The sequence below is a fragment of the Nocardiopsis sp. NPDC006938 genome (assembly GCF_042869555.1).
In the GTDB taxonomy this organism is placed as follows: Bacteria; Actinomycetota; Actinomycetes; order Streptosporangiales; family Streptosporangiaceae; genus Nocardiopsis.
Genome location: NZ_JBIAGA010000006.1, coordinates 232,786 through 257,755, shown reverse-complemented (window position 1 = coordinate 257,755; position 24,970 = coordinate 232,786). Strand labels below are relative to the sequence as shown.

Annotated in this window: 29 protein-coding genes; 19 read left to right on the top strand and 10 right to left on the bottom strand. The window is 68.3% G+C overall.

Translation table 11 applies throughout. The features are described from left to right. Positions 1 to 44: 44 nt before the first annotated feature. From ACFYL4_RS12550 to ACFYL4_RS12510, 9 genes are all read left to right on the top strand, one after another. The gene (locus ACFYL4_RS12550) at positions 45 to 1,781 is read left to right on the top strand and encodes an N-acetylmuramoyl-L-alanine amidase (protein WP_357760713.1); all 1,737 of its coding nucleotides are present in this window, start codon (positions 45 to 47) and stop codon (positions 1,779 to 1,781) included. A gap of 139 nt (positions 1,782 to 1,920) precedes the next feature. Continuing rightward, positions 1,921 to 2,283 (top strand): hypothetical protein, encoded by a 363-nt coding sequence (locus ACFYL4_RS12545; RefSeq protein ID WP_387518360.1) that lies wholly within the window; start codon positions 1,921 to 1,923, stop codon positions 2,281 to 2,283. After that, the gene (locus ACFYL4_RS12540) at positions 2,276 to 2,710 is read left to right on the top strand and encodes a hypothetical protein (RefSeq protein WP_387518358.1); all 435 of its coding nucleotides are present in this window, start codon (positions 2,276 to 2,278) and stop codon (positions 2,708 to 2,710) included. The genes ACFYL4_RS12545 and ACFYL4_RS12540 overlap by 8 nt, the downstream gene beginning before the upstream one ends. Before the next feature lie 114 nt (positions 2,711 to 2,824). After that, entirely contained in the window at positions 2,825 to 3,250 is a 426-nt protein-coding gene (locus ACFYL4_RS12535; protein ID WP_387518356.1) for a hypothetical protein, read from the top strand. Between the two features lie 96 nt (positions 3,251 to 3,346). Continuing rightward, complete coding sequence (locus ACFYL4_RS12530; protein ID WP_387518354.1) at positions 3,347 to 4,201, top strand: sulfurtransferase; 855 nt, start codon at positions 3,347 to 3,349, stop codon at positions 4,199 to 4,201. 396 nt (positions 4,202 to 4,597) lie between these two features. Beyond that, a complete protein-coding gene (locus ACFYL4_RS12525; protein WP_357760701.1) occupies positions 4,598 to 5,197 on the top strand; it encodes a DUF4178 domain-containing protein in 600 nt (199 codons plus the stop codon). 7 nt (positions 5,198 to 5,204) lie between these two features. Further along, a complete protein-coding gene (locus ACFYL4_RS12520) occupies positions 5,205 to 5,717 on the top strand; it encodes a DUF2617 family protein (protein WP_387518352.1) in 513 nt (170 codons plus the stop codon). Between the two features lie 12 nt (positions 5,718 to 5,729). After that, entirely contained in the window at positions 5,730 to 6,110 is a 381-nt protein-coding gene (locus ACFYL4_RS12515; RefSeq protein ID WP_387518350.1) for a hypothetical protein, read from the top strand. Between the two features lie 88 nt (positions 6,111 to 6,198). Continuing rightward, positions 6,199 to 7,788 (top strand): polyamine aminopropyltransferase, encoded by a 1,590-nt coding sequence (locus tag ACFYL4_RS12510; protein ID WP_357760692.1) that lies wholly within the window; start codon positions 6,199 to 6,201, stop codon positions 7,786 to 7,788. Between the two features lie 339 nt (positions 7,789 to 8,127). Here the strand turns inward: ACFYL4_RS12510 and ACFYL4_RS12505 are convergent, their stop codons facing one another. Continuing rightward, the gene (locus tag ACFYL4_RS12505) at positions 8,128 to 8,724 is read right to left on the bottom strand and encodes a YdcF family protein (RefSeq protein WP_387518348.1); all 597 of its coding nucleotides are present in this window, start codon (positions 8,722 to 8,724) and stop codon (positions 8,128 to 8,130) included. A 245-nt stretch (positions 8,725 to 8,969) separates the two neighbouring features. Between ACFYL4_RS12505 and ACFYL4_RS12500 the strand changes: the two genes are divergently transcribed. Then, positions 8,970 to 10,550: a peptide deformylase gene (locus tag ACFYL4_RS12500; RefSeq protein ID WP_387518346.1), complete on the top strand. Its 1,581-nt coding sequence runs from the start codon at positions 8,970 to 8,972 to the stop codon at positions 10,548 to 10,550. Here ACFYL4_RS12500 and ACFYL4_RS12495 read toward each other — a convergent pair. Together ACFYL4_RS12495 and ACFYL4_RS12490 are read right to left on the bottom strand one after the other, a co-directional pair. After that, on the bottom strand, positions 10,473 to 11,324 hold the full coding sequence (locus ACFYL4_RS12495) for a helix-turn-helix domain-containing protein (protein ID WP_387518344.1): 852 nt from the start codon (positions 11,322 to 11,324) through the stop codon (positions 10,473 to 10,475). The genes ACFYL4_RS12500 and ACFYL4_RS12495 overlap by 78 nt on opposite strands. Before the next feature lie 17 nt (positions 11,325 to 11,341). After that, positions 11,342 to 12,076: a DUF6879 family protein gene (locus ACFYL4_RS12490; protein ID WP_387518342.1), complete on the bottom strand. Its 735-nt coding sequence runs from the start codon at positions 12,074 to 12,076 to the stop codon at positions 11,342 to 11,344. 238 nt (positions 12,077 to 12,314) lie between these two features. On the opposite strand from ACFYL4_RS12490, the gene ACFYL4_RS12485 reads away from it, so the two are divergent. From ACFYL4_RS12485 to ACFYL4_RS12470, 4 genes are all read left to right on the top strand, one after another. Beyond that, the gene (locus ACFYL4_RS12485) at positions 12,315 to 12,455 is read left to right on the top strand and encodes an albusnodin family lasso peptide (RefSeq protein ID WP_387518340.1); all 141 of its coding nucleotides are present in this window, start codon (positions 12,315 to 12,317) and stop codon (positions 12,453 to 12,455) included. 66 nt (positions 12,456 to 12,521) lie between these two features. Continuing rightward, positions 12,522 to 14,348 carry an albusnodin/ikarugamycin family macrolactam cyclase gene (locus ACFYL4_RS12480; RefSeq protein ID WP_387518338.1) on the top strand — a complete coding sequence of 609 codons (1,827 nt, stop codon included), beginning with the start codon at positions 12,522 to 12,524 and terminating at the stop codon, positions 14,346 to 14,348. Next, positions 14,345 to 15,097, top strand: coding sequence for a lasso peptide biosynthesis B2 protein (locus tag ACFYL4_RS12475; RefSeq protein ID WP_387518336.1), 753 nt, complete (start codon positions 14,345 to 14,347; stop codon positions 15,095 to 15,097). Before ACFYL4_RS12480 ends, ACFYL4_RS12475 begins: the two co-directional genes overlap by 4 nt. Continuing rightward, positions 15,094 to 15,681: a GNAT family N-acetyltransferase gene (locus ACFYL4_RS12470; protein WP_387518334.1), complete on the top strand. Its 588-nt coding sequence runs from the start codon at positions 15,094 to 15,096 to the stop codon at positions 15,679 to 15,681. Before ACFYL4_RS12475 ends, ACFYL4_RS12470 begins: the two co-directional genes overlap by 4 nt. Before the next feature lie 423 nt (positions 15,682 to 16,104). Here the strand turns inward: ACFYL4_RS12470 and gltX are convergent, their stop codons facing one another. Then, positions 16,105 to 17,520: a glutamate--tRNA ligase gene (gene gltX, locus ACFYL4_RS12465; RefSeq protein ID WP_387518332.1), complete on the bottom strand. Its 1,416-nt coding sequence runs from the start codon at positions 17,518 to 17,520 to the stop codon at positions 16,105 to 16,107. Between the two features lie 226 nt (positions 17,521 to 17,746). After that, positions 17,747 to 18,325 carry a flavoprotein gene (locus ACFYL4_RS12460; protein ID WP_387518330.1) on the bottom strand — a complete coding sequence of 193 codons (579 nt, stop codon included), beginning with the start codon at positions 18,323 to 18,325 and terminating at the stop codon, positions 17,747 to 17,749. An 877-nt stretch (positions 18,326 to 19,202) separates the two neighbouring features. Between ACFYL4_RS12460 and ACFYL4_RS12455 the strand changes: the two genes are divergently transcribed. From ACFYL4_RS12455 to ACFYL4_RS12445, 3 genes are all read left to right on the top strand, one after another. Further along, a complete protein-coding gene (locus ACFYL4_RS12455; RefSeq protein WP_387518328.1) occupies positions 19,203 to 19,568 on the top strand; it encodes a helix-turn-helix domain-containing protein in 366 nt (121 codons plus the stop codon). Beyond that, positions 19,463 to 20,053, top strand: a complete 591-nt coding sequence (locus ACFYL4_RS12450) for a DUF5753 domain-containing protein (protein WP_387518326.1) — start codon at positions 19,463 to 19,465, stop codon at positions 20,051 to 20,053. The genes ACFYL4_RS12455 and ACFYL4_RS12450 overlap by 106 nt, the downstream gene beginning before the upstream one ends. A 245-nt stretch (positions 20,054 to 20,298) precedes the next feature. Next, complete coding sequence (locus ACFYL4_RS12445; RefSeq protein ID WP_387518324.1) at positions 20,299 to 21,438, top strand: rRNA adenine N-6-methyltransferase family protein; 1,140 nt, start codon at positions 20,299 to 20,301, stop codon at positions 21,436 to 21,438. 207 nt (positions 21,439 to 21,645) lie between these two features. Here ACFYL4_RS12445 and ACFYL4_RS12440 read toward each other — a convergent pair whose 3' ends face one another. From ACFYL4_RS12440 to ACFYL4_RS12420, 5 genes are all read right to left on the bottom strand, one after another. Then, positions 21,646 to 21,840 carry a DUF397 domain-containing protein gene (locus tag ACFYL4_RS12440; protein ID WP_387518322.1) on the bottom strand — a complete coding sequence of 65 codons (195 nt, stop codon included), beginning with the start codon at positions 21,838 to 21,840 and terminating at the stop codon, positions 21,646 to 21,648. A 210-nt stretch (positions 21,841 to 22,050) separates the two neighbouring features. Further along, positions 22,051 to 22,221: a DUF397 domain-containing protein gene (locus ACFYL4_RS12435; protein WP_387518320.1), complete on the bottom strand. Its 171-nt coding sequence runs from the start codon at positions 22,219 to 22,221 to the stop codon at positions 22,051 to 22,053. 55 nt (positions 22,222 to 22,276) lie between these two features. Next, positions 22,277 to 22,441, bottom strand: a complete 165-nt coding sequence (locus ACFYL4_RS12430; RefSeq protein WP_387518318.1) for a DUF397 domain-containing protein — start codon at positions 22,439 to 22,441, stop codon at positions 22,277 to 22,279. Positions 22,442 to 22,876: 435 nt separating this feature from the next. Continuing rightward, entirely contained in the window at positions 22,877 to 23,065 is a 189-nt protein-coding gene (locus ACFYL4_RS12425; protein WP_387518316.1) for a DUF397 domain-containing protein, read from the bottom strand. A gap of 25 nt (positions 23,066 to 23,090) precedes the next feature. Further along, the gene (locus ACFYL4_RS12420) at positions 23,091 to 23,981 is read right to left on the bottom strand and encodes a helix-turn-helix domain-containing protein (protein WP_387518314.1); all 891 of its coding nucleotides are present in this window, start codon (positions 23,979 to 23,981) and stop codon (positions 23,091 to 23,093) included. 290 nt (positions 23,982 to 24,271) lie between these two features. On the opposite strand from ACFYL4_RS12420, the gene ACFYL4_RS12415 reads away from it, so the two are divergent. Together ACFYL4_RS12415 and ACFYL4_RS12410 are read left to right on the top strand one after the other, a co-directional pair. Beyond that, positions 24,272 to 24,406 carry a hypothetical protein gene (locus ACFYL4_RS12415; protein WP_387518312.1) on the top strand — a complete coding sequence of 45 codons (135 nt, stop codon included), beginning with the start codon at positions 24,272 to 24,274 and terminating at the stop codon, positions 24,404 to 24,406. Continuing rightward, entirely contained in the window at positions 24,403 to 24,930 is a 528-nt protein-coding gene (locus ACFYL4_RS12410; protein WP_387518310.1) for an ATP-binding protein, read from the top strand. Before ACFYL4_RS12415 ends, ACFYL4_RS12410 begins: the two co-directional genes overlap by 4 nt. The last annotated feature ends 40 nt before the right edge of the window (positions 24,931 to 24,970 follow it).

Below are 24,970 nucleotides of genomic sequence, written 5' to 3'. Positions count from 1 at the left end.
CGGATTCACCACGTAGAGACGTTCCCGCAGGGGACAATGGGTGTATGCCTCGACCAAGCAAATATGTGTCCAGGTCCGACCTGGGCTGGGGTTCCTCCCCCGCCGAGCGCGCCAACCCCCGCTCCGGTCTCGTCATCCACTACGACAGCTCCGACCAGAAGCTCGCCGACAAGGACCACTCGGCCTGTCTGACGTACTGGCGCAACACCCGCAACTTCCACACCGGCCCCTCCCGGGGCTGGGCGGACATCGGGTACTGCGCCGACGAGGAGACGCAGGTCCTCACCGAGGACGGTTGGCGCTCCTTCCGCGAACTCCACGCGGGTGACGTGGTCCTCACCCTCGACCACGACACCGGAACCTCACGGTGGCAGCCGGTCCAGGCCGTCAACGTCTTCCCCGCCGCCGAACGCACCCTCGTTCGCATGGAGGGCCGTTCCCACTCCTCCCTGACCACCCCCCGACACCGGTGGCCCGTGGAGCGCGACGACCCGTCAGGACACCACGGGGAGCGCTGGGCCACCAGTGCGACCCTCTCCGCCCGCGACCTGATCCGCGCGGCCGCTCCCTGCGATCACCTGCCCAGCGAGCCCAAGTGGTCCGACGCGACCGTCGCCGAACTCGCGGGCGCCTGGGCCGGGCACGAGCCGCTCCCCGCCTGCCTGGGCGAGACGAGCCCCGACAGGGTTCCCAGTCACGCGCTCCTGCGCTCCCTCACCGGGGCCCAGCTCGAGTCACTGCTCGACGGTTTCGCCGCCGAGCACACGTGCCCGGGTCTGGACCGGGCATCGGCCGAGGCGCTCCAGTTCGCCTCCGTGCTCGCCGGGCGCGCCGCCCATCTCCACCAGGGGCCGGACGCGTGGTCGCTGGTGGAGGACTCACGGCGCCTCCTGCCCGTCGGCGCCCGGACGGCACCCGGGCCGGACGGCCTCACCATCACGGAGGAGACCTACGGCGGGCACGTGTGGTGTCCCACCACCCCCAACGGCACGTGGCTGGCCCGGCGACGGGGGACGGTCTACTTCACCGGCAACTCGTTCATGGCCTGCCCCCACGGGTACGTGATCGAGGGGCGCGGGCTCTACCGGACGCAGGCCGCCCAGCCGGGCGGCAACTCCTCCCACTACTCGTGCACCCTGGCCACCGGCCCCACGGACACCATCACGCCCGAGCAGATCAACGCGGTCCGCGTGCTGCGGCAGTGGCTGATGGAACCCGACACCTCCATCTCCGGCAAGGTGTTGGGCCACCGTGACTTCATCTCCACGTCCTGCCCCGGCGACAGGGCCTACGCGATGGTCAAGGACGGCACCTTCGCCAAGGCCCCCGGAAACACTGAAGGAGACGACGACATGCCCTCTCACCGCAGGTTCGAGAAGGACAAGGCGCAGGCCCTCGAACCGGGCACCTGGGCGAGCCTGGCCTTCGACAAGCGGCACGACGGAGAGACCGGCGAGTTCTACGCCCTGGTCGGGGTCGAGGAGACCAAGGGCGCCTACTACGACATCTCGGTCGGGGTGACCCTGGAGGGGGTCAGCTCCGGCGCGGAGGTGCAGATCAGGGTCACCGAGTACGAACCCGACGGTGACGGCGGCTGGAGGATCGCCCGCAACCGGCCGCTCGACAGCCCCGTGCACGTGGGCGGGAAGGCGCACTTCACCTACTCGTGGAAGGGCAACCTCGCCGCCAAGCGCCGGGTGCGCGTGCGCGTGGCGCAGTTCGGCGACACCGAGGCCAGCATCACGTCGGCCACCGCCGACGTCTTCTACTGGAAGCGCTAGCGCAGGGACACCGGCCCGGCCCCGGGGCGACCGCCGGGGCCGGGTACGCGGTGGTACCGCACAACGACTACGATGCGTCGTAGTTTGTCGTGGTCCGCTGACTTGGGCGGACGTGTGGTGTACCCCGAGCGGAGGCGGCGTGGTCGACTGGCTGACCATGACCATTCAGATGGTGTCGTTGGCGATGGCCGTGTGGTGCCTCGTCTCCACCTTCCGCGACCAACCCATGCTCGTGCCACACCTGGTCGGCGTGGGTGTGCTGTGGCTGCTGGTGCTCGGGCAGGTCGGCGCGATCACGGTGGCGATGGTCGGTGGCGAACGCCCCGGCGAGACCGTCATGCTCGTCTCCTACCTGGCGACCGTGGCGCTGCTGCCGCCCGCCTGCGCCGTGTGGGGGTTCATGGAGCGCAGTAAGTGGGGCCCGGCCGTGATCGCCTTCGCCTGTCTCATCCTCCCCGTCCTCCTCGTCCGGATCGAGCAGATGTGGAGCCCCGTTGTCTGAGGCGACCGACCCCGCGGGCGACCGCACCCTGCGCACCGGCCCCGGCCGTCTGCTGGTCGCGGTGTACGCCGTGTTCGCGCTCGCGGCGACCGCCCGCGGCTCCTACCAGCTGGCCACCCGGTTCGACGAGGCTCCGCTGGCCTACGGCCTCTCGGTGCTGGCCGGGCTGATCTACCTGGTGGCGGCGGTGGGCCTCGCCCGGGCCGGTCGCACCTCGCGCATGGTGGCCCTGGTCTCGGTCTCCGTGGAGATGGCCGGGGTGCTCGTGGTGGGCGCGCTGAGCGTGTTCGCCGCCGGGGCGTTCCCGGACGACACGGTGTGGTCGCACTTCGGCAGCGGCTACCTGTTCATCCCCCTGGTGCTGCCCGCCCTCGGTCTGTGGTGGATTCTGCGTGTCCACCGCATGGACCGCGCCGCCGTCTCCTAGACGCTCTGTCCTGGACGCCGTGTCCTGGGCGCCGCCCAAACCCCGACCCCCTGTGGTGTACCCGACCCGACCGAACCGGCATGGATCGCCACCCTCCGGGCATGGACGTGGCCTATGGAGGTACACACCGGAACACGCGGCCCCGGCAGGGCTCCCCTCCCCCCGGCGGCGGTGGGCGGGCCCGTCGTCCTGGTCATCGGCCTGACACTGGCCCTCGTGGCCTGGAACGACCCGGTACCCGACCCGGACCGGCACCGGATCTTCCTCTCCCTGTGGTTCCTGGGCGCCGCCGTGCTGGCGGTCCGGCTGTTCCTGGACGGCCTGCCCTCCGCCCCGTTCCTGCCCCGGTGCGCGGTGACGTTCGGGATCGGGGTCGTGGGCGCCGCCTCGGCGGCCACCATGCCGTGGTCCGACCTGGGCTCGGTGTTCTGGTACCAGCTGTGGTTCTCCGTCCCGCTGCTGACCGGGCTGGCGTACGCGGCCTTCGGCCCCGGCCCGACCACGTCGGCGCACGGGCCCGACCCCGGCCCCGACAACTGACGCACCGGCCGCCCCTCAACGACCCCGCGTCCCCTGCCGCCACCGAGCGTCGGGGCGCGGCGACTCTCCGCCAGGGCCGCCCACTAGGCTGTCGCCATGTCCGATCAGACACTGTCCCTGCCGGTGGCCGTCTCCGCCGCCTGGCTCCGTGACCACCGCGACGAGATCGTCCTCGTCGACTCCCGCTGGTACCTCGACGGCCGCTCCGGACGCGAGGCCCACCTGAACGGCCACATCCCCGGTGCCGTGCACGCCGACGTGGACACCGACCTGGCCGCGCCCGCCAGCGACGAGGGCGGCCGCCACCCGCTGCCGGCCGCCGCCGACCTCGCACGCACGCTGGGCCGCCTGGGGATCGGCGACCACTCCGCGGTGGTGGTCTACGACGACGCGAACGGTTCCGTCGCCGCCCGCCTGGTGTGGATGCTGCGGGTGCTGGGCACCCCCGCCGCGTTCCTGGACGGCGGCCTCCAGGCGTGGTCCGGAGAGCTGGAGCGCGGCGAGGTCCGCGCCGAGCCCGTGCACCGGACCGCGTTCCCTTGGCCCGCCGACCGGATCGTCGGCACCGAGGAACTCCAGCGCGAGCTCGCCGACCCGGACCAGCTGCTCCTGGACGCCCGCGTCCACGGGCGGTTCACCGGCGAGGAGCCCGCTCCGGTCGACGCGCGCGCCGGTCACATCCCGGGGGCGCGCAGCGCCGCATGGCCCGCCAACCTGGCCCCGGACGGTCTGCTCGCCTCCCCCGAGGTCCTGCGGGAGCGCTTCGCCGCCCTCGGCGCGGACACCGCCGGAACGGTCACCGCCTACTGCGGTTCGGGCGTGACCGCCTGCCACGACCTCCTGGCGCTGGAGCACGCCGGGTTCACCCACACCCGCCTGTACCCGGGTTCGTGGAGCCGCTGGGGCGGGGACGACTCGCTTCCGTTGGAGACCGGCGACCCGCTGGCCTGACCCGTCCCCCTCCACCTTCCGCGCCCCCTTCGACCCTCTCCACCACCACCGGCCCCCGCGCCGCACCTCCGACAGCCACGCCGCCACGGGGCCCGCGCCGCACGCGCGGGCCCCGTGGCGGTTTCGTGGCGGCCCCAGCACGCTGCGTACAGGTCCCCCAGAAAGGCCGAAAACCACCTAGGCTGGGAAGGGACAACAGTCCGAATCATCCGGAACGTGCTGGTCCCGTGTCCGCCGACACCCCCGTGACGAGTTCCCCCAGAGCCCTCCCTTCCCTGACCCGATCCGGCCAGGAGCGGAACCACACCACCAGGACGGGCGTCATACCGGACAGTAGGACCGCCCGGTCCCGGGAGAACCCCCAAGACGTGCTTCACCGCGAAACGAGGAACACTGGTGATCGAACTCCTCCTGCTCCTGATTCTCATCGCCGGGATCGTGATCGCGGTCCTGATATACAAGCAGCGCTCCACCGCGCAGAAGCAGGACACGCCTCCCCCGCCTCCCCAGGACCCCTTCGCCGCGTCCGCCACCACCGACACCGCCGGTGACCCGCGCAACATCAAGGCGGGCGACATGATCGACTGGGGCAACGAGCGCACCTGGATTCGCGGCACGCTGCGCCTCTCCGAGGGCGGCTACGTGTGGTCCGAGCACTTCCTCGAGGTCGAGGGCGGCAAGCGCTGGCTCTCGGTCGAGGAGGACCCCGACGTCGAGCTGGCCCTGTGGACGGGCCGCCCGGACCTGACCATGGTCCCCCAGGGCAAGACCATCGAGCTCGAGGGTGTCACCTACAAGCTCGAGGAGAAGGGCTCCGGCTCCTACCGCTCCGAGGGCACCACCGGCCTCAAGGCCGAGGGCGGCATGGACTACGCCGACTACGAGTCCGAGGACGGCCAGCTGCTCGCCTTCGAGCGCTTCGACCACGGAAGCTGGGAGGTCAGCACCGGAACCAAGGTCGCCCCCGGTACCTTCACGATCTTCCCCGGGAGCTGACACCCACATGCGCGCGAGCATCAGCGCCCCCTTCGTCGACACCCAGGCCGACGACCTGGTCTGGTCCCTGAACCACCCCGTGGTCGAACCCCTCGCGACCCGCACCGTCACGGTGTCGGGCAGACGGGTCGAGCTCCGGGTCCTGGGGGCCTCGCACCAGGTCGTCATCCGGTCGGGTTCCGACGACGGGGAGCTGGTGGAAACGGTCGCCTGTCTGCCGGGTTCCTCCGGCGGGCTACCCGGCAACGCCGAGCACCCCCTGCCTGGGGTGGGCCACTACCGCTTCGGCTCGGTCGTCGAGTCGTTGCCTCGCGCCGCACTCACCCGCCGGGTGGCGGAGGTCCACGACGTGACCTCCGACTCGCCCGGCGGGCTGCTCGTCGCCTTCCCCGGTGATCCCCTCGCGATCACGGCGCTGCACCTGACCTCCGGCAGCGGGGCGTCGCTGCGCTGGCGTACCTGGCACGCCTACCCGCAGAGCGACGAAATGGTGACGACGACCACGACCCTGACCCCTTAAGAGGAGGCCACCATGGCCACGACCACGACCCGGGGAGCCCGCGCTCCCAGACACAGAATCGCCGCGATCGGCGGGGCCACCGCCCTGCTGATCCTCCTCTCCGCCTGTTCGGGCGGCAACAACAGCGCCGACTGCGAGCCCAAGGCCGAGCCCAGCTCCAGCGCGACCAGCTCCACGACCTCGACGGGCACCACCGGTTCCACGACCTCGGCCTCCGGCCCCACGCCCAGCGCGTCCCCCACCGAGGAGTGCTCCAGCCGCAGCGGCGGCGGTGGCGGCGGTTTCTTCTTCTTCGGCGGCTTCGGCGGCGGTGGAAACAACAGCAACAACAACTCCAACAGCGGCGGCAGCGGCAGTGACAGCCGTGGCGGCGGCTCGGGCTTCGGCAAGTAGTCCGCACGGTCGGGGGGTCGGGCCGGTCTGCGGTCCGGCCCCCCGACGTCCGTCGAGCCACCCCTTCCCTTCCTGAGAGAGCAGTTCCTTGAGCGAGACCACGGCCCACGCACGGCCCCGACTCCCGGTGCCGCCCCGTGCGGCCCGGTTCTTCGTTCTGCTGGCGGTGTTCATCTGCGCCGCCTGCGGCCTGGTGTACGAGCTGGCCCTCGTCGCGATCGGCAGCTACCTGCTGGGCGACACCATCACCCAGGCCTCGGTGGTCCTGTCGGTGATGGTGTTCGCCATGGGTGTGGGGTCGCTGCTGTCCAAGCGGTACCAGGCCCGCCCCGCGCTGTCGTTCGCGGTGGTCGAGGGGTTGTTGTCCCTGGTCGGCGGCTTGTCCGTCCTGTTGTTGTACGGGTCGTTCGCCTGGCTGTCGGCCTCCGCCTACCAGCCCACCCTGGTGCTGCTGGCGTTCGTGATCGGCACGCTGATCGGTATCGAGATCCCGCTGCTGATGACGCTGATCCAGCGCATCCGCAAGCAGGACGCCTCCGAGGCGGTGGCCGACCTGTTCGCCGCCGACTACGTGGGCGGGCTGATCGGTGGTCTGGCCTTCCCGTTCCTGCTGCTCCCGCTGCTGGGGCTGCCCAAGGGCGCGCTCATGGTGGGTGTGCTCAACGCGGTGATCGGTGTGGCCGTGGTGCTGTGGCTGTTCCGCACGGACCTGACCCGGCTCGCCTACGTGGGGCTGACCGTCGGGCTCACGTTCATCGTCGCGGTGCTGGGCCTGGCCTACTACTTCGCCGAGAACTTCGAGGTGGACGCCAGGCAGGCGATGTACCGCGACCCGATCGCGCACGCCGAGCGCAGCGAGTACCAGGAGATCGTGCTCACCCAGTCGCTGGACGGCCGGGACGTGCGCATGTTCCTCAACGGCGACCTCCAGTTCTCCACCCTGGACGAGTACCGGTACCACGAGTCGCTCATCCACCCGGCGATGGACGGCCCCCGCGGCGACGTCCTGGTGCTCGGCGGCGGTGACGGCCTGGCCATCCGGGAGCTGCTGCGCTACGACGACGTGGAGTCGGTGACCCTGGTGGACCTGGACCCGGCCGTGATCGAGCTGGCCTCCACGGAGCCGGTGATCCGCGACCTGAACGACGACTCCTTCCAGGACCCGCGCGTGGAGGTCGTGAACGCCGACGCGTTCCAGTGGCTGCGCGACAACCCGGACGACTTCGACGTGGTGATCGCCGACCTGCCGGACGGTACCGACGTGGGTACCTCGAAGCTGTACACGATCGAGTTCTACTCGCTGCTGGAGCAGGCGTTGGAGCCCGGCGGGCGGGTGGTGGTCCAGGCGGGTTCGCCGTTCTTCGCCTCGGACGCGTACTGGAGCGTGGGGCGTTCGCTGGAGGAGGCCGGGCTCGCCGTCACGCCGTACAACGTGGACGTGCCGACCTTCGGGAACTGGGGTTTCTACCTGGGGGCGTCCGCGGACGAGCCGGGCGGCGCGCCGGAGCTGGCCCTGCCGGAGGACGTGCCGGAGCTGAGGTTCCTGGACGACGACCTGCTGCGGGCGGCGCTGGTGTTCCCGATGGACCGCCGGGAGGGTGAGGTGGAGCCCTCGACGATGATGCACCCGAAGATCATCGGCTACCACCAGGACCGCCAGGCCTGGCGCGGGTACTGACCCCGCTGTCTCTGGCTCGAACGCGGTCGGCGCCCGTACCGGGGTACGGGCGCCGAGCCGTGTCTGACACCGCGCGACCTGGAACCTTGGGCCAGTGGGCGGCCACGCGGTGGATCTGGGAGGCGGGACGGGTCGCGCGCGGAGCAGCCGGTTCTGTCGGCTCTCCCCCTGCGGCCCGGTGCCCATCCTCGCCCGGGTGGGGCGGGGCGTACGCACGCCACGCCGCCCGCATCGCCCCACATGACAACCCTTGGTACGGACTTACCGATCCTTGCCGGAAAGGGCTGTTTCCCGTCCCGTACGCACCCCGCCCTCCCCAGCCGCGTGCTGGGCGGCTGATCAGCGCTGGATCAGGCGGCTGTCGAAACCGGAGGCGACGAGGGAGTCATAGGCGTCGAGCACCGGCTGCGGCACCTCCTGCTCGATGGCGAAGCCGATCCGGGGATACTCGATCACGCGTTGGAGGTCACCGACCATCATGTCGATGACGGCCCCGGCGTCTCCCGCCCTCTTGGCGTAGTCGCGCAGACCGAGCGGAGCTGAGGAACACACCACCTCCACGTCGGGCCACTGTTTCCGGGCGGTCGCATACGCTCGCCGCTCCATGTAGGGCATACAGAGCAGAAGCACGCTGTCGGGGACAACTCCGTTGGCTACCAGGGCGGCGTGGGAGTAGGTGATGTTCTGGCCGGTGTTCGACGCCTTGGTCTCCACGAGAATCGACGCGTCGGGGACACCGAGTTCCAGTGCCCGCTCACGGAAGTGCACCGCCTCTCCTCGAGGAAACACCCCGGCGGTCGAAGGGCTGTTCCCTCCGGTGAACACGAGGAGGGGGAAGAGACCGGAGTGGTACTGCTCGGCGGCGTGCTCGGCAACGCCAATGTCGTTACATCCGAGAGCGACCGCCACGTCGCACGGCCGGGCCGGGTGGTGCATGCGGTGGTACTCCCAGATCAGTTCCGCGTGCTGCCACTGCTCCTGGGTGATCCTCGGTAGCGAAGACAGCCAATGGGAACCTCCTCGGTCGGGGCACCGATGCGCCCCGCCGGTCAACTACGAGGCGGGGCGGTGCCGGGGCCACTTCAAGGAGAACCGAGATCGCCCAGGTGAGGCCAGAATGAAAGGGGTTCAGTCACGATTCACTCATACGATCACACTCCGTGTGCGCGATAATCATCCGCATGACCCCCTCACCTCACCCTGCCGACTTCCCCACCGCGCTCGCCTACTGGCGCAAGCTCCGCCGACTGACGAAGAAGGCCCTCGCGGAGGCGATGGGCTTCGACCCCTCCTACATCAGCCACGTCGAGTCCGGGCGCTATCCGGCCAGTGAGGAGTTCGCGCGCCTGGCCGAGCAGAAACTGTCCAGCACGGGAGAGCTCTGGCGTTCCTGGCAATCGGCCCCCCACGCACGTCCCACGCCCGCCGGGGACGGTGAGTTGTTCGTCGACCTCGATCACGCCGAGCTGCGTTATCACAAGGGCACCTACACCGCCTTCATGCGGCGCCGTGTGGTCAACGGCGGCAACGAACCCGTCACCCGCTACCTGGCACGCATCAGCGTCGACCGCTACCCGGGCCAACCCGAACTCTCGAACGAGCTCTACCGCAACCATCCGCTGACGTGGGAACGGCTGAACCTGACCGCCACCTGTGACGGCGAGCCCATGACTTGGGTCGCCAAGCACGACCGGGACTCCTTCAAAGAGGTCTGGCTGAGCTTCGAGAACCAGAACTCGATGTTCCCCCTCTACCCGGGGCAGTCGGCCTCGCTCGAATACTCCTACGTCGTCGGCTCGGACCAATGGGGACAGTGGTTCCAGCGCGCCATCCGGCTACCGACCCGGGCGGTGAGCGTGGAGCTACGCTTCCCGGCTTCACTTGAGCCCGGTGTCTGGGGAACCGAGACCTCGACCACGGCGGCGGCCGTACCGCTGCGTTCGGCGATACGGCGCCGAGAAGACGACGGCGAAGTGATCTTCAGCTGGCACACGAACGATCCTCCGATCGGAGCCCGCTACCGGTTGGAGTGGCGATGGCGCGGCAACCCCGATCGCGACATCGACGCTTTCCCGGCGCTTCGCACGGCCAGCGACCGTATGCGGGCCGCAGGGATCGCGCAGGAAGGCGAGGAAATACTCGCACGGCCCGCGAAGCCCTTCCGCCTGCCCGAACAGGCGCAACAGGCCGAGGAGGTCGTCGATCAACTGCACCGCGCCGTTCAGCGAGTACGCGACCATCACCACTTCGGCAAGGGCATGGGGTTGGCCGCGCCTCAGATCGGAGTCGATCACGCGGCGGCCATCGTGCTTCCGCCGGACCCCGACGCCGCAACGGTGCTCCTGCTCAACCCTGTGATCATCAACGAGTCCGGCCAGACCGATTCCCAGTACGAGGGATGTCTGAGCTTCTTCGATGTGCGGGGACTCGTCCCACGTTCACGCCGTATCGAAGTCGAGCACACCAAGCCCGACGGATCGACCACCATCACGGTATTCACGGACGCCCTGGCCCGACTGGTGGCACACGAGGTGGATCATCTGCACGGCGTGACGTACAAGGACCGGATGGCCGAAGGAGTCTCTCCGATCCCGGTAGAGGAATACCGGGGCACCGGCAAGTCCTGGAGCTATGACCAAGGAACCGCACAAACGCCGCCGATGGAGGAGTCCCAGAAGCTGCCGTCATCGCGAATCCAGCGTTCGCCGTGCCGCGCTGATGACGTGGTGGGCTTCGCCCCCGTAGACCGCCGACTCACCTAGAGTGCGCCAGACCTTCGAGTACAGCGCAATGTTGTCGTCATCGTCAAGCCACAGCTCGGCGTGCCAGTCCTCCGCCACCACCAGACGGTCGTCGAGGAGCCAGAAGCCGTTGGCGGGAACGATCCTCACAGACGCCGCGAACGGGACAATGCCCAGCTCGACCGTGTCCATCCCGATCATCCCGGTAAGCCGGTCAAGCTGGGCTGCCAGGACCGCCGATGGGCAGATGAGCGAACGGAGCGAGGCCTCCCACATGAGCACGCGCACCTTCCGCCCCGGCTGGTAGAGCCAATCCTGCCTGCGCGCCCGCGAGCGAACCGCTCCCTCAACGTCACCCCCGCCACCCAGTAGCCGGGCATAACGTTCGACGACGTGGCGTGCGTACTCGGGGGTCTGGAGCAGACCGGGGACGACCGCCTCCTCCCAGATCCGAATCTCGGTGCTGCGGTCGATCTCGATGCTCAGCGACTCGTGCAGAGGTGTGAAGCCGTTGGCCAAGGCCCTTCGCCACGACCTGATGTGGGACTCGAACCCGGCCAGGCGGTGGATGAGCTCACCCCGGACCTCCGGTTGGCCCGTCGCCTCGGCCCAGGCACGCAGGTCGTCAGGGGTGGCCGTCTGCTTGCCGTTCTCCAGCTTGCTGACCTTGGAGCTCGGCCATCCCAGGCGGGCGGCCAGTTCCCTGCCGGTGAGCCGGCCGTCGGGGCACGTGAACCTCAGCTCTCGCAGCCGTGCGCCCAAAACGCTCCTGGACTGCTGGTAGTCGGTGCTCAATGCCCCCCGGCCTCACGTCATCCGGTCGCTGTGAACTCGTCGTAGGACACCGCGTGATGCGTCGCCGCGTCGCGGATCATGGCGTAGCGCACCACCCGAGCGGGCTCGGTGACGAGCTCGATGCCCGTGATGGTGTCGGCCTCGTCGAAGCGGATCACCGCGACCAAGCGGGAGTCGAAGATCCAGAAGTCCTCGTCGCCGAGGCCCTTGGCGTCCTCGCGCCGAAGGTACCGGATGTCCTCTCCGACAGCCGCGTTGTGGCGCGCGTAGTCAAGCAGGAACGACTGCTCGACGGTCATCGGGTGGTCGGCGACCCGGACGCGACCGACCGTCTTGCCTGCCTGGGTCTGGGCCTTGATGTTGCCGAACCAGGGTTCGGTGAAGTCGCACGGGGCCGACCCGGTCCGGAGGAACTCCTGGAATTCGGGGTCCTCGCGGTCCGACGCGTAGCCACGGCGGGTTTCCAGCCGCCAGGCGGTGTGCTGGAAGGTCTCGAACAGTCGGCGGAAGGTCGGTCGATCAACGAGGTCCGGCTTCTGGTCGGTCTTGGCTGGCCCCCAGTTGACGAGCAGCTCGGCCGGGACCGCCACCGCTGCCTCGCCCTCACCGAAGTGCCTGAGCTGCGCGAGGTCGGCCGGGTCGGTGATGGGCGTGCCCTGAACGATGATCTCCCCGGTGCCCTCGTCGGTGTGCAGGGCGGGACATCCGTCGACCTTGCTGTCGGTGCCGGTGAAACGGAGCTGACGGGCCATGCGCGTTCTCCTCGGTCTTCGAAAGGGGTGGATCGGTCCCAGCATGGTCGTCGTCCCGGTCCGCGGACCATGGGGGCGAGTCGGGTTCGCGAGAAACTATCGGAAATGTGTGTCGCTCGTCGAGCAATATCAAGAAACCTGCCTGCGGCGGCCCCTGTTCAACCCCTAACGTCACCGATGCCAGAACCAAGGACCTGGGAACAGATCGACGGGAACCATTCCGGAAAGGTGGACAAACATGGAGACGGTGGCCGATCAGCCGGACGAAGGGCGGGAGGCCGAATCCCTCGTGCTTCTGGTGAGCCTCGGTGAGGCGTCGGAGCTGACACTCGGGCAGGGCCGGGGCGGATCGGAGGACAAGCGGCGGGCCTACAACTGATTCCGCCCCCGGTGCCCCGTGCCCCCATGGGCCGGGGCAGCGCCTGATGCGGACGACCACCTCAGGATGCGAGGGAACATGCGTTGGTTCGGCGGATTCAGCGGCGCTGGTGCCGCGCCGCGAACACCTGTGCACGGGCGGCCCCTGTGGCCCGGAGCGCGAGACTGCTGGGCGGTCGGCACACGGCTGGGGTCCGAGGCGCGAACCGCCGTGGCCGGTCGCCGGGCGGTGGTGGTGATGGGGCCGTGCGGGGCCTCAGAGGCCGAGCTGAGGCACCTGGCCTCTGACGGTGTGTCCGACAACGTCGTGTGGCTATGGCCGGGCAGTTACGCCGTGGTACTGGTCACCGACGAGTCAACGACGCTATGGACCGATCTTGGCGGGGCACAGCCGCTCTACAGCGTAACGGCACGCGGTGGAACATACTGGGCATCCAGTTCCCGTGCCCTGGCCGGGCTGAACGGGGGCGGGCCAGACCTGGATCGCATGGCCGCGTGGCTCCTGGCCCCGTCGGTCCCCGCCCTGTTGGGGAGCCGCTCTTCTTTCGCGGGCGTGTCCCTGGTGCCCGCCGGGCATCGACTGACACTGCCAACGTACGGTGAGCCGTCCGTGCGGCGTGTGTGGCGCCCCCAGCCCCGCAACGGCCATCCGGCCTTACGGCTGAGAGACGAGCTGACGTCGGCTGTGGATGTGCGGTTCGGATCGTCGACCACGCCGACCACGGACCTGTCCGGTGGCTACGACTCCACGTCGCTGGCGCTGTTGGCAGCCGACGCGGGCCACCCGGTGACGGGCGTAACGGTGCATCCCGCCGGACGCCTGGGCGGTGGCGACCTCGACTATGCCCACCGAGCGGCCGAGCACGTGGGCATCAGCCACCGACTCATACCTCTCGGCGCCGAGCACGCACCCTACTCCGGGCTGACCGAAGTGCCAGTCACGGACGAACCGGCACCGTCGACGATCGCACACGCCCGGTTCTCCGGTCAGCTCTCGTGGATGCGGGAGGAGCTCGGTACCGACTGCCACCTGACCGGCGACGGTGGGGACAGCCTGTTGTGCTCCCCGCCGATCATGCTCGCCGACCTGGTCGCGACCGGACGTGTCGGACGCGCATCGGTCGAGACGGTCCGCTGGGCACGACTACGGCGTCGGGCGGCCTTGCCGCTGCTGCGCTCAGCACACCGAACCGCGCGTACCCGTCGGATGGTCGCGCTCCGAGATCTGGCCGTCGATCTGCGTGCTGGTCGGCCAAGGCACTACGTGGAGGGCGACATCGGGTGGTGTGCCACCGAAGCGGTGCCACCGTGGGCCACGGCCGACGCACGGCGCCGGGCAGGCGTGTTGGCATCGGAGGCCGCTGAGCGGTCTGGCCCGGTCCGAATCGGGGAGTTCTCCTCGACCATGGCGACCGAGGGTATAGCCGAGGTCGGCCGAAGTGCGCGGGCCGACGTCCAACTCGCCGAGTGGTCCGGGGTGGCCCTGCACAACCCGTTCACCGATTCGCGAGTGATCGACGCTTACCTGTCAGTGCCCCTTGACGCACGGCCCGGTCCCGCCCACTACAAACCGATTCTGGGCGAGGCGATGGCCAACCTGTTTCCGGTAGAGCTGGCTCGCCGCTCCACCAAGGGCGACTTCAACCCCGACCACTACGGCGGTATGCGCGCGAACCTCTCCCGGTTGCACGACTTGGCCGACGGCTGGCTGGCAGCACTGGGGCTGGTGGACCCGGCAAGGCTGCGTCTCACCCTGAGTATGACAGCGGCGGGGGTACCAGTGCCGTTCTCCACCGTGGAACCAGCTGTGGCGGCTGAGGTGTGGCTGAGAGCACTGGATGTCGCCGATCCCGTGGAGTGGTCCGCCGTCGGCTCTGAGACGAGTGCGGAATGAGCCCCCGCTACGTCACCGCGCCGAGCCATGTGGCAGCCGTGGACCTCGGTCCGGCGACGGTACTGGTGAACTATCGGACCGGTGCGGTGAAGACGCTCATCGGACCGGCCGCGCATTGGTGGGCCGAGCTGTCTGCGACGGGTGATCCCCGAGTACCCCGTCGTCTTGACCCGGTATCGGCCCGTGCCCTGCTTGACCAGCTCGGGGCTGCCGGGCTCCTGGTCGCCGTACCGGGCGCCGAACCGTGGCCCGCGCCAATGACCGGGGCCCCTTGGGCACCAAGCTGGGGCACGTACGAACTGGCCGCGGGACGAGAAGAACTTCCCCGCGCGCCGACGATGGCGACGGTGGTGGCGGCCCCGGCTCTGGTCGTCGTGCTCGCGGTGCTCTCGGCCGGTCGGACGACCACGCGTATGGCGCGGCTCGTCCGGCTACTGACCTGGGCCACTCGTCGAGCCGCTCGTCAGGCGACGGTCGAGCAGGCCAGCAGCATCGTCCACGCCGTGCGTCGGGTCGGACGGCTGGCACCGGGTCGAGTGGCATGCCTGGAGGAATCAGCCGCTGCCTCGCTTGCCCTGGCCGCGTGCGGGCGTACCGTGACGTGGCGCCATGGCGTCGCGGCCGACCCGATACGGCTTCACGCATGGGTGGAGACCGACGGCCAGAGCCCGGTCGCCGAGCCGCCGTCGACAGCGCGGTACACCCCGCTGCTTACCATCCCGCAAGGCAACCATGGAGTCCGGATATGAGCGAGCAGGCCGACCCGATCGTGTGGATACGTGGAGAACGAGCGGGCCTTGGCCCGCTCTCCGGTGATCTCGTCGAGCAGTACTGGCGGTGGGAGCAGGACCCCTCCGTACTCGTCGGCTACGGTCGGCAGACCCCGGAGTCGTTGGAGGGCCGACGCGAGGGCTACCAGCACCAGGCACGCGGCACCGACGACCAACTCCGGTTCACCGTCCACGACCTCACAGGAGAGTCACCGGTCCCGGTGGGCACCACAGCCGTGCTCATTGACCACCATGTGCGGATCGGGGAGTTCAACATCCAACTGGGCACCGATCGGGGCCGGGGGATCGGGACCGAGGCCACCCGACTCACGCTCGACTACGCCTTCCACATCACTAACCTGCGTTGCGTGCACCTGTCGGTGCTGGCCCCGAACGCGGCGGCGATCCGCGCCTACGAACGGGCAGGCTTCCGCAGGATCGGCGAGCGTCGACAGTCCGGCTACTGGCTCGGGCAACGGGTCAACGAGGTCCTCATGGACGCGGTCCCCGCCGACTTCCCTGGAGAGTCGGTCGTCAAGGGCATCGTTGATCGATCGTGGTGAACCTGGCTGGCGAGAAGGATGACAAGGGCGATGGAACGGTGTGGACGGGTGTCACCATCGGCGGGGTGGAGTCGCGCGAAGGGTTGTGGCTGCGCCCGGCCGTGACGCTCGACAACTCCATCTCCCGGCTGCTCGCGAACAGGACCGCGATCGAAAGCAGACTCGTCACCCCGGGCTTCCCTGGAGCCGCATGGCCGGTGTGCCCTCCCGAGGGCGCGAACTGGCCTACCTCACCGCCCGCCCCCCAGAACAGGCCGAAGAAGCTGTGCGATGGCTGGAAGCCTGGACTCGGGGAAGCGCGAAGGGCCCGGCCCCGCATCCGGTGCGCTGGGTACTCACCGGACAGCGGAACGGGCCCCGAGCCTCAGAACTCCTGGAAGTCCTTCCTTCTCGCTTGGTAGCCGTGCGTCTAAGGGCGGCTCATCAGGCGTTGAGCCGCTCGAACGCCGCGCGCAGGCGCTCCAGCGTGCGCTCCCTGCCCAGCAACTCCAGCGATTCGAAGAGCGGCAGCCCTACCGTTCGGCCGGTCACCGCGACCCGGACCGGTGCCTGAGCCTTACCGAGCTTGAGCCCCTGGGCGGCCCCGGCCTGCTCCAGGGCTCCCTTGAGGGCTTCGGCCTCCCAGTCCAGGGATTCGTCCGAGTAGGTGGCGATCGCGGCGGTGAGCATCTCCGCGCCGATCCCGGGCTTCATGGCCTTGGCCCAGCTCTTCTCGTCGAAAACGGGCGAGTCCAGGAACAGGAAGTCGACGTTGGGCACGATCTCGCTGAGTACCGCGACACGGCTCTGCGCCAGCGGAGCGATCCGCGCGAACACGTCGGCGTCGAAGTCCTCCGTCCGCCACGGCACCCCCTCGCTCCCCAGGTAGGGGGCGCAGCGCTTGACGAACTCGTCGACGGACAGGGCGCGGATGTAGTCGCCGTTGAAGGCCCGCAGCTTCTTCTCGTCGAAGAAGGCGGGTGAGGAGTTGACGTCGGCCAGGTCGAAGAGCGGGAACATCTCCTCGATCGGCATGATCTCCCGGTCCTCGCCCGGGGACCAGCCCAGGAGCATCAGGTAGTTGACCATGGTCTCGGGCAGGAAGCCCTCGGCCTGGTAGGACTCCATCGCGACCTTGTCACGCCGCTTGGACAGCTTCTGGCGCTTCTCGTTCACCAGCACCGGGGCGTGCGCCCACACCGGTGGGGCGTGTCCCAGCGCCTGCCACAGCAGCTGCTGCTTAGGGGTGTTGGACAGGTGTTCCTCGCCCCGGATGACGTGCGTGATGCCCATTTCGACGTCGTCCACCACGTTGGCCAGGACGAACAGGGCGGTGCCGTCGCCACGGGCGATGACGAAGTCCTCCAGGGCCTCGTGCGGGAACTCCACCCGGCCACGGATCTGGTCCTCAACTACGGTCGGTCCGCCCTCGGGGATACGGAAGCGCAGTGCCCGGCCCGGCCCGGCCTCCAGGCCACGGTCGCGGCAGAACCCGTCGTAGCCCAGATTGGGGTTGTCCCGACGGGCCTGGACCTGTTCCCGGGTGCAGTCGCAGTAGTAGGCCAGCCCTTCCTTCAACAGGCGCTGGGCGGCCTCGGTGTGCTGGTCCGCGTAGTCGGTCTGGGAGTAGGGGCCCTCGTACTGGGTGGAGTCCACACCCAGCCAGGCCATCGCCGCCAGGATGCCCTCGGTCCATTCGGGGCGGGAGCGGGCGGCGTCGGTGTCCTCGATCCGCAGCACCATCGCGCCGCCGGATTGTCGTGCGACCACCCAGTTCAGCAGCAGCGACCGGGCGTTGCCCACGTGGAACATGCCGGTCGGGGAAGGCGCGAACCTGGTGCGAATCGAGGTGTCAGTCACACCAAAGAGCCTAACGTGGTCGTCCGCCATGCCGCAGCGATGCGGACGACCTCGTGCGAGGGTCCCCCATTCACCCCGGAAGGTCGCCCGAGATCCAGCGCAGCTCACACGACCGCGCGGGGGACACGACTCCGGGCTGGTGCGTCTTCCGCCCCGTTCAGTACAGCCGCTCCTCGGCGCACTGTGTGAGCGCGCTCGGGGGACGCAATCACAGGAGCTGGGCCGGTCACTCCGGTGCCGCCCGCCGTTGCCATACCCCTCCGTCGTCTTTGACCCTCTTCTCCACATTCTCCAAGGCGGACTTCCAAGGGAACCGGTCGAAGGCATCCGAGCCCTGGCCAATCGGATGAGGTACGAATCCGCCTTCGCCCATGAGTACTCCCACACCCTCCTCCTCAAGCGCCGCCACACTTCTCCGGAATGGGCCTCGACCCGCGTAGGCGGCGTTCACGAAGGGGAGGATCGTGACCGGCACGCCCAGTCCGATGGTCTCGTTCAGCACGTCGAGGGCGTAGTTGTCGGCGATGCCCGCGGCGAGCTTGTTGATCGTGTTGAAACTGGCCGGGGCGACGACCACGGCATCAGCCCTGGGCGAGCGCGGTGTGCTCGGTCCTCGGTGCTGGCTGCGCACGGGACGGCCCGTGAGTTCCTCGACCGCGACGGTGTCAAAGAAGTCCACGGCGGAGGGTGTGGCGATCACCTGGACCTGCCAACCCCGATCCTGCGCGAGGCGAATGAGGCGGTCTACGTGTCCAGCCGGTCCTGCGGCGCACACGACGACGTAGAGCGTGGTGGAGGTCCGCATCAGACCACGCTCCCTCGGTCGATCACATACTGATGGATGTCGTGGCGGGCGTACTCGGAGGTCTGGAGCAGACCGGGGACGGCCCCTCCCAGACCCGCATCCAGGTGCTGCGGTCGATCTAGGTGCTCAGCGACTCGTGCAGAGGTGCGAAGCCGTAGGCCGGGGCCCTTCGCCACGACCGCGCGGTCGCCGACCAGCTCGACGGGTCGATCGACCACTTCTTGACAAGGGTGGCCCGCCCACTCCGTGGCGGTAGTGGCATCGCTCGGCTCTGTTGTCACTGGGCCTCTCTCCTGTCGATCGTTCGGAGTCAGCAGTGTCCCGCGACCAGTCGGGACCACCTATGCGCACGCGCATAACCACGGCGTTCGATTTATGCGCCATGTTCGAATCACGCCTTACCACCAGCCAATATGAAATGCGGGACACGAATATCTGGTTCCATCACCACCCAGCGGTCCTACGCTGGTCGCCGATGGTTCGTGCACGACATGTCTGGAAAGAGCAGGAGAGCATGCGGGGAGGTCGGCGACTTCCACGCAGTTGTTGGGGTTGCTGTAGCTCGACTCACGGAACTCGAGCTCGTAGACGTCGGGGTGCAGGAGGGCGACCTCCGTTGAGGGTGAGGGCACTGACTGACACACGCTGGTCCTGCGCATATCTGGGCCCTGTGTCCAGGAAAACATCCTGAGCCTCCGCAGCTGCGGGCCAAGGTCTGGTCTCAGACTTCCTGGTCGCCATACAAGATGAACGGCAACCCCCGAGGCGCGTACATACTGCAACACGGTCCCGCTCCACACTGGGTCAAGGTCGCTCGCCACCGACGCCCAAGCCGAGCTGCCCTGAACCGAACCGGCGGGTCGAACAGACAGGTGCCATGGCTGAGTCCCCTTCGTCCAGTGCTCGCGAGGCTCGACGCGCACTGGCCACACGGCTTCGGGAACTGAGGCTCGACGCCGGGCACACGGCCCGCGCGTTGTCGTTGGCCGCTGGCTGGCACGAGTCCAAGACGAGCCGGATCGAGTCCGCTCAGCAGGGGCTGACCGATGCCGACATCCACACGTGGTGCGGGTGTGCGGGGCCTCCGATCTCGCGGACGACCTCATCGCGGCCTCCCGGGCCGTGGACTTCGCCTACGTGGACTGGCGACGGCAGCACCGGACCGGTCTGCGGCGCACACAGGAAGCCCGTATCCCTCTGTTCGAGCGGACACGGCACATGCGGGTGTATTCCTCGACGGTGATTCCGGGCCTCTTCCAGACCCCGGAGTACGCGAAGGCCCTGTTGTCCACGATCGCCGCCTTCCGAGGCACACCCGACGACGTCGCGGACGCCGTCGCCGCGCGCATGCGGCGCAACGGGGTACTCAAGGAGGGCGGGCACAGGTTCGGGGTGCTGATCGAGGAGTCGGTGCTTCGCCACGCGGTCGCCGACCGCGACACGATGCGCGACCAACTCCGGCATCTCGGTTCGGTCATGGGTCTGGCGTCGGTGGGGCTGGGAGTGCTGCCGTTCGCCACCGAGGCCCGCCCCATGTGGCCTCTGGAGACGTTCACGCTCTTCGACACCGCGCGTGTGCACGTGGAGGGCCTCTCCGCGCAGATCACCGTCACCGAACCGAGCGAGCTCTCGCTCTACGTGCGTGCCTTCGAGTCGATGTCCCGGTTCGCCGTGTTCGGCGATCGGGCCCGCGCCCTGATCGACTCCGCCGCGAAGCAACTGCGATGAGACCGCAAGTCGTCGCAAGTTCCTTGAGCCGGTTTCCTTGGGGGGCCTAGCGTCGTGGTGTCGGAGCACGAGGGGTCGGCCTCAGGGGCTGGGCCGCGTGCCCTTCCACTCTCCCCAGGAAGGAACCGCACCATGGGCAAGCACGAGGACAAGTCCCAGTGGGACGGACACAAGGACAAGCCCCCGCCTCCCCCCACTCCGAACGACGGGGGCAGTGGAGGCGGGAAGCACGAACGGGACGACAAGTGACCGACGCCGCACGGCTCCGGTCCCGCCTCGCCGAGGGCATGTCCCCGGCGAGGCGGGAGGACTTCCTCGCCGTGCCACGTCACCTGTTCGCCCCCGAGAGGATCTGGGTGCGAGACGGGGACGGGGGCACGGTCGCCCTCGATCGCTCCGAGAACCCGCAGGGATGGCTGGCGGCCTGTTACGAGGACAGACCCCTCGGAGTGCAGTTCGACGACGGACACGACACCGGTCGGGGCTACTGCTCGTCGTCGGCCTCGATGCCGAGCGTCATGGCGTCGATGCTGGACGCCGCTGACCTGGAGCCCGGGCACCGGGTCCTGGAGGTCGGCACGGGCACCGGCTTCAACGCCGCCCTCATGGCCTCTCGTGTCGGCGTGCGAAACGTGACCACCGTCGAGATCGACCGGGGACTGGCCAACCTCGCTCGGTCCACTCTGCGACTGAACGGATGGCCCGTGCGGGTCGTGTCGGGCGACGGGACGCTGGGGTACCCGTCGTCGGGGCCCTTCCATCGGGTGATGTCGACCGCGGCCGTTCAGGAGGTGCCGTACGCGTGGGTGGAACAGACCGTCGCGGGCGGGCTGATCGTCACGCCCTGGGGGACGGCGCTGCACAACGGGGCGCTGCTCCGACTCCGGGTGGAGGCGGACGGTACCGCTTCGGGGAACTTCGGCGGAGACGTCTCCTTCATGTGGGTGCGCGGACAGCGCACACCGCACGGTGCGGTGGAGGACCGGGTACTGCCCGAACACGACCACACCGCGTCCGTGACCGCGCTCCATCCCCACACGGCGGTGGGGGACTTCGACGCCTCCTTCGCCGTTGGGCTGCTGGTGCCGGAGGTGAAGTCCACGACCGTTTTCGACCGGGACGATCCGACTACCAGCCGATACACGGTCTACCTGATGGACCCCCGGTCCGGCTCATGGGCCTCGTGGCGGGTGGAGCCGGGCAGCGAGGAGTTCCCCGTCCGGCAGCACGGCCCCCGGAAGCTCTTCGATGAGGTCGAGTCCGCCTATCGGTGGTGGGTGGGACGGGGACGACCGGAACACTCCCGCTTCGGCGTGACTGTCGATCGGGAGGGACAACACGTGTGGCTGGACGATCCCGGAGACAAGGTGGACGCTCCGCACTGAGTCATGGCTCCCGGCTACCCGCCCCACGCGGGGAGGGTCGTCGGGCTCCATTCCTCGTACGCGTCGACCTCGTGGGAGTCGTCCGCACCTTCCGCAGCGTGGCGCATACGTTCCGCCACGCTGGCACGGGCTTGCGACGTGGTCATTGGGCGGAGGGCCCGAGGTGGGCCCAGGCGATGTCGCGTTCGGTCGGAGGGGCGATAGGCCCTACACGTGGTTGGGGCGGATGGCGCCGAGGGCGGCGGCCCACTCAGGGCCGGAGAAAGCCAGGGGGCCCAGGTCGCGATTCTGGGTATCGCGGACGAGGTGCTCACCGGGGAGGTCGGCGACCTCCACGCAGTTACCGCCGTTGACGCTGTAGCTCGACTTGTGGAAGATGAGTTCGTCAATGTGAGGGTGCATGAGGGCGACCTCCGTTGAGGGTGAGGGCACTGACTGACACATGCTGGTCCTGCCCACATCTGGGCCCCGTGCTCAGAGGAAGGCATCCTGAGCCTCCGCAGCTGCGGGCCAAGGTCTGGTCTCAGACTTCCTGGTCGCCATACAGCAGGGTGTGTTCGCGGGGCGAACACCGGGGAGCCCTCGTTGGCGCAGGGAATCCCACTTTCCAGCTTACGATCGCGTGCTGCGCAACAGTGCGACCCACTCCGGTACGGAGAACGGCAGGTAGCCGTGCTCGGGGTACTTGGAGTCGCGGACTACGGTGCCCCCGGGTACGTCCGCAACTTCCACGCAGTTTCCACCCGTGCCATTGCTGTAGCTCGACTTGTGCCAGCTCGTCATGAGAATCCCTCGCTTACTCCCTGAACAGTTCAGATCTGCCGCGGGCCACAGCATCCTAGAGGCGCACAGCCACCACGAACGCCTTCCACTCCGGCGCAGACGCCTCCAGATGGCCGAGCTCGCGGTTCTGGGTATCACGAAAGTAAGTGACCGGCCCTTCCGCAACCTCCACACAGTTACTACCGTTTGGGCTGAAACTGGACTTGTGCCACTCCGCCATGGGTACCCTCACTTGCTCGCTGAACGACTCCCAGGGGGACAATGAGATCCCCACCACGATCTCACTTCCGCAGGTTGATGGGAAGAAGCTTCTTCCAACGGCCGTTGAGTTCCCAGCACCTGAGCGGCAATGTGGCGATTGTCGCGGATGGATCTCAGGTCTTTGGTCCTGGAGGCATGTGCCGTCCCCCGAGGTCTCTGATCCGGCAGTACGCAGAACGGTCCCCGCTCAACAGGCCTGAGCGGCTACGGTTCTGCGTGCTGCTACTGGCCGCGTACTGCTGCTACCAGGGCCGCCCACTCTGGAGCTGGGGCGTCCAGGTGGCCCAGGTGACGGTTCTGAGTGTTGTGCCCAGGCGCGGTAAGATGGTGGCCGGGTATTCAGGTAAGTCCCCGACCTCACAGCAGGTCGGGGACTTTTCTGTTGGACGAGCGGCTACGCCTGGGTGCGGATTGTGGTGGTCATCGCGACCCACTGGTCGTGGCCGAACAACAGATGGCCCAGCTCACGGTGCTGGGTGTCACGTACTGCGGTCGCCTCGGAGAGATCAGCGACCTCCACGCAGTTGTTGCTGCTGGCTGCGGAGTAGCTGGACTTGCGCCACGAGGCGTTGTTGAGGTCCATGGGGTCCTCTATTCAGGTTGGGCATTCAGGGTTGAGCGGTGAGCGCCTCCATGAACCCATAGCTGTCCTCGACGGACAACGCTGCTGCCTGGAGGCGATCAAACACCAGCGTATAGCGCTTGAACTTCTCCGGTTCCTCCACGTACAGGCCGTCCTGGTCGGTCTCGATGTAGGCGACCGCGTTGCTGCCCTCGAACCGCAGCAGGACGAACTGGAATCCGGACGCGGCGTGAGCGCCTGACTCGAAAGGTAGTACCTGGATGTCGATCGTAGGACGCTGAGCCAGGTCCAACAGGTGCAGGATCTGCTGGCGCATAACCTCGGGTCCTCCAACTTTGCGGCGCAGGACGGCCTCGTCCAGGACCACCCAGATATGCGGTGGTTCGGGCCGGTCCAGGATGGATCGCTGCCGTTCAGCGCGCACCTGGAGCCGGGGCTGAAGTTCGTCGCGTGGCACGGTGACGTCGAGCGACCGCTCCATCAGCGCAGTGGTGTACTCGGCGGTCTGGAACAGCCCGGGGATCAGCTGCGTACCCAGCTCCTCGATGCGCACGGCCTCGGCTTCCAGGGCGATGTAAGGGCCGGGGAACTGCTCGCTGTAGCGGTACCACCAAGACACCTTCTTAGAGTCGCGTGCCATCTGGGCGAGCGCGGCGGTCTCCTCCTCTGAGGCCTTGTACAGCGTGGCCAGCGCGATGACGTCGGCGGCGTTGAGCCGTTTGAAGTTCCCCTGCTCCAATCGGTTCAGTTTGCCCCGGTCCCATCCCATCTCGGTGGCTACATCGAGGTGAGTCAGGGCGGCGGCGGTGCGCAGCTGCTTGAGTCGGCTGATCAGGTAGCGGCGACGAACCGGGATCTGGACCGTGTCGGACATCAGGTCTTCCTCGCTGAGTACAGGGGCGAAGTCACCGATCATAACGACCTCTTTCCCAACTACTCATTCAAGGGTATTCCGGACGGATGTTTTTGCAACTGTTGCAAGTACAGCTCACGAGGTTCATGATGGTCACCTGAACACCCGGTCGCAAGTACGGGATAGGTGACTCCATGTCGCAGTTCCTGAGCACGACACACAAGCCCCCAGCGCCCCACGCGGGGGAAACCCCCTGGCAGCTCGCCTACGAGTTCCGAAGTCGTCACCCCTCCTGGCGGCCACACCAAAATCCGGCTGCCATGCCGTCTCGGCGATGGCGATCGGAGAGGGTGGTGCCCCTCAGCGCAGAGAACATCGGCTTGGTGGACTGGGTGACTGCGGCCACCCAAGTTGAGATCGAGCAGCAAGTCATCGCTCAACAAGAGCTCAACTCCCGGTTCGACGCGATGCGCCGGGAGGGCCGGTGACGGATGTCGAAGTCGGCCGGGTCGAGACCCGCACCGATGTGACCGAGGTGAGACATATGCAGGCCAACCAGGAGACACCGGTGGTGCCAGTTGTTCCCGGGCGCTTCCCTCGGGTGCTCCGGTTCGAGCAGGCTGCCCGTCACGGCATTCTGCTCGGCCCTAGCCGTGAGTACCGGGCCCTGTCGGCCTGGTGTCGGAACGTGCTCCCGGTTCAGGGCGCCCGGTTGGCTCGTATCGCGCGCATCCTGGTCACGAACTCCCATCAGCACTCCCGGTCGGGCCTGCCCGGCGGAACCGTCCGCGTCGTCCTGGACCAGACCCACCCCAAGCTCCCTCGCTTGTACGTCACCGACCAGGGACCACGCACCACCACGCCGCCCGAACACCCCCGGTTGAACCCCGGAACGCACGTGTCCGGGCTCGCGGTCCTGGACCGCCTCGCCTTCTCCTGGTCCCCGTCCTGGACCTGGGACGGCGACCGCGTCCAACAGACCACCGTCGAAGCCGTCCTCGACCTCAACTAGCCCACACACCGCGCTTCCCGCAGAACACACAGATACAGAG